Here is a 7637-nt window from a genome sequence, read left to right on the forward strand (position 1 = left end):
GCTTTATTTTAAAAGGGTTTTACCATTATTCAGCAAACCCTAAATAGAAATAATCTCCTGTCTCGGAGTCTCCTGTCTCGGAGTCTCCTCTCTCCTGATAGCTAAAACAACAAACCCTCTAGGCATAGGATAACTGTGGAACTTTGCTTTGGGAAAGCCTAGCTCCAACAAAAATCCATCCCTAGGGGGTTGCGAAAAAGAAGAAAAAGTGCTTAAGTAAAACCCCTCGAGTTGATGAAAGAGGCGGTCAGGGGTTAGAATTAGGGATAAGAATCTATATTGTCTTTTTGGTCGGTCTTGTCAAAACTAGCCCTTTTGACTGCCGATTTTTTTTGTCCTTATCCCTACTCCGTAACCTATTTAAGCTTCTACCGGTTCTTCTGATTCCGTTTGTTTGAGGTGGATGTGCTTGTAGCCAAGTTTGATTTCAAACTCATCACCGGGCTGCAAGTTCATTTGTTCGGTATAGGTGGAACCGATGACGATTTGACCATTTTTGTGGACACTAACCCGGAAAGTGGGTTCGCGGCCGCGGCCATCTTTAGTGCCTTCGGGATCGAGAGGAACCCCTTTTGCACCCAAAACAGCATCGTAAAAGTCGGTTAAATTGACCCGAACTTGGCCATCTTTACTTTGAGAGTAGTAACCACAACGTTTTGCCGTTTCGCGACGGGGTAAGTGGGATAACTCTTTGACTTTTTGTAGTAGAGCTTTCCCGGTTAGGGGAGTAGGAGAGATGTCACTCATGGTACTTTTTAATGTTCCTTGATTTTTGACTGACTGTCAATTAAGTTTACACTGACAAATTGATCATACCAAAAATCTTGCCAAAAATGTCTAGAGGGGAATAATAAATTTTTTAAAACTGATGGTTCGGTGATGACAATCGTGCTAAGAAGACCCCGGACTAGGTAGTAAGTGTAAACCTTGTGGGGGAGAGGAAATTTTGGGTTAAGACTCTCGCAATTTTTGGTCGGGTGGGAGGAAAACAGGGGGGAGAAAGTAAGTCCATAAAACCGATAAAGCTATACCCAGCAAGGAATTGAGAAAATTTACTTGTGGTTGGAGTTGGCAAAAAACTAATGACCCAGAGCAGTAAATCCGGGGGGATTAAACTGTTTTCGAGCGACTTGCCCATCTATCATTAGGTCTAGGTACCTACCCCGTGGCTAAACCGACTAGGGAAAATCTTAAGGATTAATTACCATTACTAGCTCCCCTTTGGCCCGTTAACATCGATTATCCTGAGTATTAGGAGTCCCTCATCCCCTTGCCGAGTATGGAAGTTTCTTTTAAAATTCTGCGTCAACGACCCAACGACACCCCCTACCTAGAAAATTTTACCCTAGAGGTGGAGGCCGGAAATACAATTCTCGACTGCCTTAATCGCATCAAATGGGAACTTGATGGAACTTTGGCCTTTCGCAAAAATTGCCGCAATACAATTTGTGGCAGCTGTGCGATGAAAATTAACGGTCGTTCGGCCTTGGCTTGTCAACAAAATATCGCCAGTGAATTAAACCATTGTAGCCAAAAAGATGCCGGAGAAATTCCCGAAATCACGATCGCACCCCTGGGTAATTTACCAATTATCCGGGATTTAATCGTCAATATGCAACCGTTTTGGGACGATTTAGAAAGGGTTGAACCTTATATTAGTAGTCAAGCACGCACCATTCCCGAACGAGAATTTCTGCAAACTCCAGAAGAAAGAGCCAATCTCAATCAGATGGGTAACTGCATTATGTGCGGGGCCTGTTATTCGGAATGTAACGCCAAGCAAGTGAATCCTGATTTTGTCGGGCCCCACGCTTTAGCAAAAGCGCAGCGCACCCTAGCAGATTCCCGCGATGGTAATCAAGAAGGTCGTCTAGAACTTTATAACCAAGGCACCGCAGGGGTTTGGGGTTGTACCCGTTGCTATTTCTGTAATGCGGTTTGTCCTATGGAAGTGGCCCCCATGGATCAGATCGGTAAAATTAAACAGGAAATACTCGCTCGTCAGTCGGCCGATAGTAGTCGTCCCATTCGTCACCGGAAAGTTTTAGTGGAATTAGTCAAAGCAGGGGGATGGGTGGATGAACGCAAATTCGGCCTCTATGTGCTGGGCAATTATTGGCGCGATTTACAGGGTTTATTAAGTATTGCCCCCTTGGGATTGCGGATGATTGCTAAGGGTAAATTTCCCACTTCCTTTGAAGCTTCCGAGGGAACCGAGGAAGTGAGAGGTTTAATTACGGCCATTCAAAATTCTCGCTCTCGATAGTTAGAGTAATTTTGAGATCATTATGATCTATATTCTATTTGACTGGAGAACTCATTATCATGTTCGATCGAGATAGTATCCGTGGTTTTTCTGCCCTAATCACCCTTGTGGGAGTCGCTTCTAGTTTGGGTTTTAGCTTCAACGCACCGGCTTTCTCCCAAGCTACCTCTAACAATTTACCATTACTCTTAGCCCAAAAAAGCGAAAAGGTGCGCGTAGCGGTTTTAGACTTCGATTATAGCGGTCTCAGTAATCCCCAATGGTTAACATTTCTCAATGGTGGAGCCAGTGGTGTCAGTGATATTCTCGTCAATAAATTGGTGGAAAGTGGTCGCTATACAGTCATTGAGCGCAGTCGCATTGATGCTGTCCTCAGAGAACAGAATTTGGGAGCTTCGGGACGGGTAGATGCCGCTACCGCTGCTCAAATCGGGCAAATTTTGGGGGTAGATGTGGTGATTATCGGTTCGATTACCCAATTCGATTTACAAAAAAAACAATCCGGTGGCTCGTTTATTATTTTTAGCACTGCTAAGACAGAAACCGATGCTTTTGTCAAGTTGAATGTCCGGGCAATTAATACCACCACGGCCGAAATTATTACCACCGCTCAGGGAGATGGTAGTGCCAATCAATCCGATGGTTCAACCGTGGTTTTAGGAGTTGGGGGTGGTTCCCAAACCTCCAACGAAGGGAAATTACTCAGTATTGCCACCGATAAGGCAGTAGCGCAGGTGGTGGATAATCTCAATAATAAAGCTGACCAAATCGCCGCTACACCTCGCTCGCTCCCGACTGTCACCGCTTTAGTGGCTGCCGTGGCGGGAAATCAGGTAATTCTCAATAAAGGTACGGGAGAGGGTTATCGTGTTGGTTTACGCATTTCCATCGAAAGGACAACTCAAACGGTCAAGGATCCGCAAACGGGTAAGGTTATCCGTCAGATTACTCAACCGATTGGCACTCTCGAAATTGTCGAAGCTGATGGTCAATCTAGCGTCGGTCGCATCATTACCGGTAATGGTTTTAAAATCGGTGATTTAGCTAAACCCATTCGTTAATTGGGAATTATGAATTGGGGAGGTGGGGAGGTGGGGAGATCGGTAAACTTAAATCTGATAACTGATCACTGATAACTGATAAGTTAACACTCACGAAAATTTGAAGTTATTTGACACTCCCGTCGCACTAAGCGCTTCGGGATTCTTAGTTCAACGAGTCCACTTAAATTATATGCCTTGCGTTATCCAACCCAGAGGTGGTTCTCACGCTTGCGCGTTACTTTTCGTATGCCCTACGATAGTCCCCCCCTTGCCCCCCCGACGTCGGGTGGCAAGGGGGGGTACAAAGTTTGCTTGAATTGAAACGTTAGCTTCAAATACTGCTTTGTCTATTTCCTGTAAAGATTTTACATCACGAGCAGGGGGAAACTAGAACTATTGAGTAGAACCCCATATCTTTAATTGTCAAGGTGCAGATAGCGTAGTGGTTAGACTACATGGGTTTTTAAAGCGGTTGATTACCCTATCCGCTCTACTTACATGGTAGCTATTTGGCCTGAGTAGGTCAAGACCCTTACAAGAAGAAGTTATTCGAGATTTTGTCAGGAGACTGGACGCTTATTTTTAATCGTGCTTCGTGTCACTGAGCCTTTACATTGAGCCTTGACATTGAGCCTGTCGAAATGTGTCGAAGTGCTGTTTTATGTTGGCGCTTGGTTTTATCCCGTCGCTTTTAGGGACGGGATGAAACCCCGACATTTGAGATAAAATTTATAATCGGAATCTTTTGGATATTCCCTAGACCAGAGCGATTAACGAAAACTATCAAAAAATGGTACAAGATCAAAAACCCACGGTGATCATTACTGGGACAACTTCTGGAGTCGGTCTCTACGCCGCTAAATCCCTTGCTCAAAGAGGTTGGTTTGTGGTTATGGCCTGTCGGGATATACCGAAAATGGAACAGGCGGCCAAGGAATTAAACATTCCCCGGGATAACTACTCTATTGAATTTATCGACCTCGGTTCCCTCGATAGCGTCCGGCGCTTCGTCAAAAATTTCCGGGCCTTGGGCAGACCTCTAACCGCTTTAGTCTGTAATGCCGCTATCTATCTGCCTTTGCTCAAAGAACCCTTAAGAAGTCCCGACGGTTATGAATTGAGCATGGCCACCAATCATTTAGGTCATTTCCTGCTCTCAAATTTGCTCTTGGAAGACCTAAAAAATTCCCCCTCTCCCGACCGGCGTTTAGTCATTCTCGGCACTGTCACCCATAATCCCGATGAATTAGGCGGTAAAATTCCTCCTCGTCCCGATTTGGGCGATTTAGAAGGGTTTGCCAAGGGTTTCAAAGAGCCGATTACTATGGCCGACGGCAAAAAATTTGAATCGGTCAAAGCCTACAAAGATAGTAAGGTGTGTAATGTTCTCACCATGCGGGAACTGCACAAACGCTATCACGAATCCACCGGAATCACTTTTACTTCCCTCTATCCGGGTTGTGTGGCCGATACACCCCTTTTCCGCAATCATTACCCCTTTTTCCAGCAGTTTTTCCCCTGGTTCCAGAAAAATATCACCGGTGGCTATGTTTCCCAAGAATTAGCCGGGGAAAGAGTGGCCATGGTGGTGGCTGACCCCGAATACCGTCAATCCGGCGCTTACTGGAGTTGGGGCAACCGTCAGAAAAAAGAGGGTAAATCTTTTGTACAAAGGGTTTCTCCTCAAGCTCGCGACGAGGAAAGAGGCGAAAAAATGTGGGAATACAGCGCTAAATTAGTCGGATTAGCCTAAATTCCGATTTTGAGACTAAAAAGGGACACAAGGTAACTTGTGTCCTTGTGGAAACGGGGAGCGCTGGGACAGGGAGAAACAGTCCATAACTGGGTTTTTAAAGTTTGATTGGCAGTTAATGATACTATTAAAAACCGATTTGTTATTATTCCGATTTGACTGCAAGCTTTTAATGCAGGTGCGGCTTATTTGTTTCAAGCTGCACAAGAGCCACCGCAGTCTGTCCCCGAAGGCGATAACGTGGTTGGTTTACTTCTCCTTGCAGGGGGATTTAGCTTAAAACGGGTGATTTCTGGGTTATCCAACCCACATTCCGCACCCTAGTCGTTGAAATAAAAAGTTGCTCTAGCCCTTGTATAGTAAGACTTTTAGCGATTACTAAGAATTATGAAGTGTCACACTCTATTCAGCGATCGCCAGCTTAATGAGAGTTTCTCTCAATAATTTGGTATCAGAGCTATCAGATTTTTAGGGCTAATTGTGCATCTGCTGGGCAAACAAAGTGGTATCATGCCAAGATTTTTCGAGATTTTCAATAAAATCTACTGGGTTAATTTTCCATTGGGTCGGTTGGTCTGGTCTAATAAGATATTCCATTAAAAACTTCTCCTTTAATTAATGTTTTTAGGGTACATGAGTGATGATGTTTACGTCCCTTGATCAGCAATTATTGAATAATTACAATGATTCTTGTGCGGTAGATAAAACCTCTTGATATAGTCTTGGATTAATAGGTTTACCCTGAGTAATTAACGCCTCTAAAACTTCCTGAACGCTAGTAATTAATCCTAGGTGTTTGGCGAATAATAAAATACCTAATGTACCAGTAATTTTTAAATTTCGAGATCAAGCAACTCGCCTAGCTTCTCAATCATCAATCAATAATTGATCGGCTTCTAATTCTTTAGCTAAAATCCTAGCAGCACATTCACCCCAACCTAAATTAGTTATCGTTTTCAAAGTAGAGACTTTTTCTGAACTGCTAATTGTTCGTCTCTCTATCCAGTCTGCTAATTGAACTAAATTAACTGCTGGATGAGTTCCTGTTGTTACCTCATGGTAAACTTCTTGAGGAATAATAATTTTCCCGTAAATGTCATGAAGTAAATTAAGTTTTCCAACTTTTGCTAATTCACTTAAAGGGGTAGTATCAGAGACAATAATCACGTTACTTTTTATATCTCTCTAAAATTTGGAGAGTCTCAGCCACTTCTTGTTGTAATTCTTCTTGGGTTTGCATAGGGAATGAACAAATATTATAGTGATCCATTAAATCAGAAAGTTTCTGATGATCGATCTCTAATAATTCTGCGGCACGTCCCGCACTAATATCACCATGACGAAGTAAAGTCATAACATAGGCTTCTTTAGCTTTTTTCTCAGCTTCCAGATGATGAATTTCTGGAACTTTAGGTAAAGTTAGAGTGAATTTAATTTCTGTTGTCGTCATTTGAAATTTATTTTCAGTAGCCTATAATTATTTATAACACTTATTTACCGCCACCGATGCCGATAACAACCCCTTAACCTACAATATCACCGCAGGTAATCCTAACCTCGATGGCGACGGTATCTCCGCCTTTACCATCAACAATAGCGGCCAAATTCCTATGGCTGACTCCGATGACAAGGCTGTAGTCATCTCCCTACCCTAACTGACTTGACAAAAGTTGCTCAAAATATAACCTTAGCAACATAAATCAGCTTATCCCTAGGTAAATCCTTGCAGGAGTGCCATTATACCAGATATTTTCTCTCTGCATGGTTTATTTAATAAGCTCTGCTGATGAATGAAAAAAAATAATAAACGGAACTTATAACTATTCGCCTCTACAATCTAAGCATTATCCCTAACCAGTGCTAAATTTTCTGACATCCAAGCTTGATTAATGGTTTTGGTGTCTTTAGAGGCAGTTTTCTCCACTATTCGCCTACTTATCAACTTTATCTAACTCGAACTAAGTTTCGGGTGGATTCCCTATTGACTCTGTACTATCTTTTTCACACGAGGTATATCATGGCTATCATCTACGTTAAATCCGGTTCTACTGGTAATGGTTCTGCTTGGAATAATGCTGATGGCAGTTTAGTAGTGCGATGACTGCAAAACTGTGTAAGAAAATTAATAACGTTTTGGGCTTGATTTCTGGATTTACCCTTGCAACTGCTGGAATGCTTCTTGTTAATTCTAATCCTGCTTCGGCTTCCCAGTTATGGAATTGGTATTTTGATGGGGGGAGTGAGAGAGAGGGTTATGTGAGCGGTTCTGGAACTTTTACAACGGATGATATGGATACTAACGGCTTTTATGTTATTACTGGGATAACTGGACGTTCCCTAGGACGCAATATAACCCGTCTTGCTTCCTCTGGGGAAAATAAACTTCGTTCTTCACATCCTCAAACTTTAAGTTTTAGCTTCTTTACTGGATGTTACACTAGAGATTGTATACACTTAATCTACTATCTAGATGACAATTATCCAGTTGCCTTTAGAAACTACGCAATCTACGACGGAAACCCACATTATCAAGCAATAAGAGTAGGTTTTTTTGCTATTAACGTCTCCCCACCCC

At 42.8% G+C, this 7637-nt stretch carries 9 protein-coding genes and 1 pseudogene; 5 read left to right on the top strand and 5 right to left on the bottom strand.

All coding sequences use genetic code 11. The features are described from left to right. Positions 1-360: 360 nt before the first annotated feature. Positions 361-747, bottom strand: coding sequence for an AbrB family transcriptional regulator (locus IQ242_RS11455; protein WP_002734386.1), 387 nt, complete (start codon positions 745-747; stop codon positions 361-363). 532 nt (positions 748-1279) lie between these two features. Between IQ242_RS11455 and IQ242_RS11460 the strand changes: the two genes are divergently transcribed. The 3 genes from IQ242_RS11460 (at position 1280) to IQ242_RS11470 (ending at position 5062) form a co-directional block, all read left to right on the top strand. After that, complete coding sequence (locus IQ242_RS11460; protein ID WP_193960061.1) at positions 1280-2266, top strand: succinate dehydrogenase/fumarate reductase iron-sulfur subunit; 987 nt, start codon at positions 1280-1282, stop codon at positions 2264-2266. Between the two features lie 59 nt (positions 2267-2325). Beyond that, positions 2326-3327: a CsgG/HfaB family protein gene (locus tag IQ242_RS11465; protein WP_110577900.1), complete on the top strand. Its 1002-nt coding sequence runs from the start codon at positions 2326-2328 to the stop codon at positions 3325-3327. A 772-nt stretch (positions 3328-4099) separates the two neighbouring features. Next, the gene (locus IQ242_RS11470) at positions 4100-5062 is read left to right on the top strand and encodes a protochlorophyllide reductase (protein ID WP_193960062.1); all 963 of its coding nucleotides are present in this window, start codon (positions 4100-4102) and stop codon (positions 5060-5062) included. 474 nt (positions 5063-5536) lie between these two features. Here IQ242_RS11470 and IQ242_RS26735 read toward each other — a convergent pair whose 3' ends face one another. The 4 genes from IQ242_RS26735 to IQ242_RS11480 all read right to left on the bottom strand — a co-directional run bounded on the left by IQ242_RS26735 (position 5537) and on the right by IQ242_RS11480 (position 6512). Continuing rightward, a complete protein-coding gene (locus tag IQ242_RS26735) occupies positions 5537-5659 on the bottom strand; it encodes a hypothetical protein (protein ID WP_255520648.1) in 123 nt (40 codons plus the stop codon). A gap of 81 nt (positions 5660-5740) precedes the next feature. After that, complete coding sequence (locus tag IQ242_RS26130) at positions 5741-5893, bottom strand: DUF3368 domain-containing protein (RefSeq protein ID WP_370582980.1); 153 nt, start codon at positions 5891-5893, stop codon at positions 5741-5743. 36 nt (positions 5894-5929) lie between these two features. Then, positions 5930-6229 (bottom strand): hypothetical protein, encoded by a 300-nt coding sequence (locus IQ242_RS26135; protein ID WP_228020939.1) that lies wholly within the window; start codon positions 6227-6229, stop codon positions 5930-5932. A 1-nt stretch (position 6230) separates the two neighbouring features. Then, positions 6231-6512, bottom strand: coding sequence for a UPF0175 family protein (locus tag IQ242_RS11480; RefSeq protein WP_193960063.1), 282 nt, complete (start codon positions 6510-6512; stop codon positions 6231-6233). A 432-nt stretch (positions 6513-6944) separates the two neighbouring features. Between IQ242_RS11480 and IQ242_RS11485 the strand changes: the two genes are divergently transcribed. Both IQ242_RS11485 and IQ242_RS11490 read left to right on the top strand, forming a co-directional pair. Next, on the top strand, positions 6945-7163 hold the full coding sequence (locus IQ242_RS11485; RefSeq protein ID WP_193960064.1) for a hypothetical protein: 219 nt from the start codon (positions 6945-6947) through the stop codon (positions 7161-7163). After that, a pseudogene (locus tag IQ242_RS11490) lies at positions 7160-7637 on the top strand (hypothetical protein); the annotation flags it as partial. The gene IQ242_RS11485 and the pseudogene IQ242_RS11490, both read left to right, overlap by 4 nt.

This window comes from Microcystis sp. LEGE 08355, assembly GCF_015207185.1.
Taxonomy (GTDB): Bacteria; Cyanobacteriota; Cyanobacteriia; order Cyanobacteriales; family Microcystaceae; genus Microcystis; species Microcystis panniformis.

Coding starts and splice junctions, on each gene's coding strand:
- IQ242_RS26735 (WP_255520648.1), bottom strand. CDS start 5,659: ATGGAATATCTTATTAGACCAGACCAACCGACCCAATGGAAAATTAAC.
- IQ242_RS11480 (WP_193960063.1), bottom strand. CDS start 6,512: ATGACGACAACAGAAATTAAATTCACTCTAACTTTACCTAAAGTTCCA.
- IQ242_RS11470 (WP_193960062.1), top strand. CDS start 4,100: ATGGTACAAGATCAAAAACCCACGGTGATCATTACTGGGACAACTTCT.
- IQ242_RS11465 (WP_110577900.1), top strand. CDS start 2,326: ATGTTCGATCGAGATAGTATCCGTGGTTTTTCTGCCCTAATCACCCTT.
- IQ242_RS11455 (WP_002734386.1), bottom strand. CDS start 747: ATGAGTGACATCTCTCCTACTCCCCTAACCGGGAAAGCTCTACTACAA.
- IQ242_RS11460 (WP_193960061.1), top strand. CDS start 1,280: ATGGAAGTTTCTTTTAAAATTCTGCGTCAACGACCCAACGACACCCCC.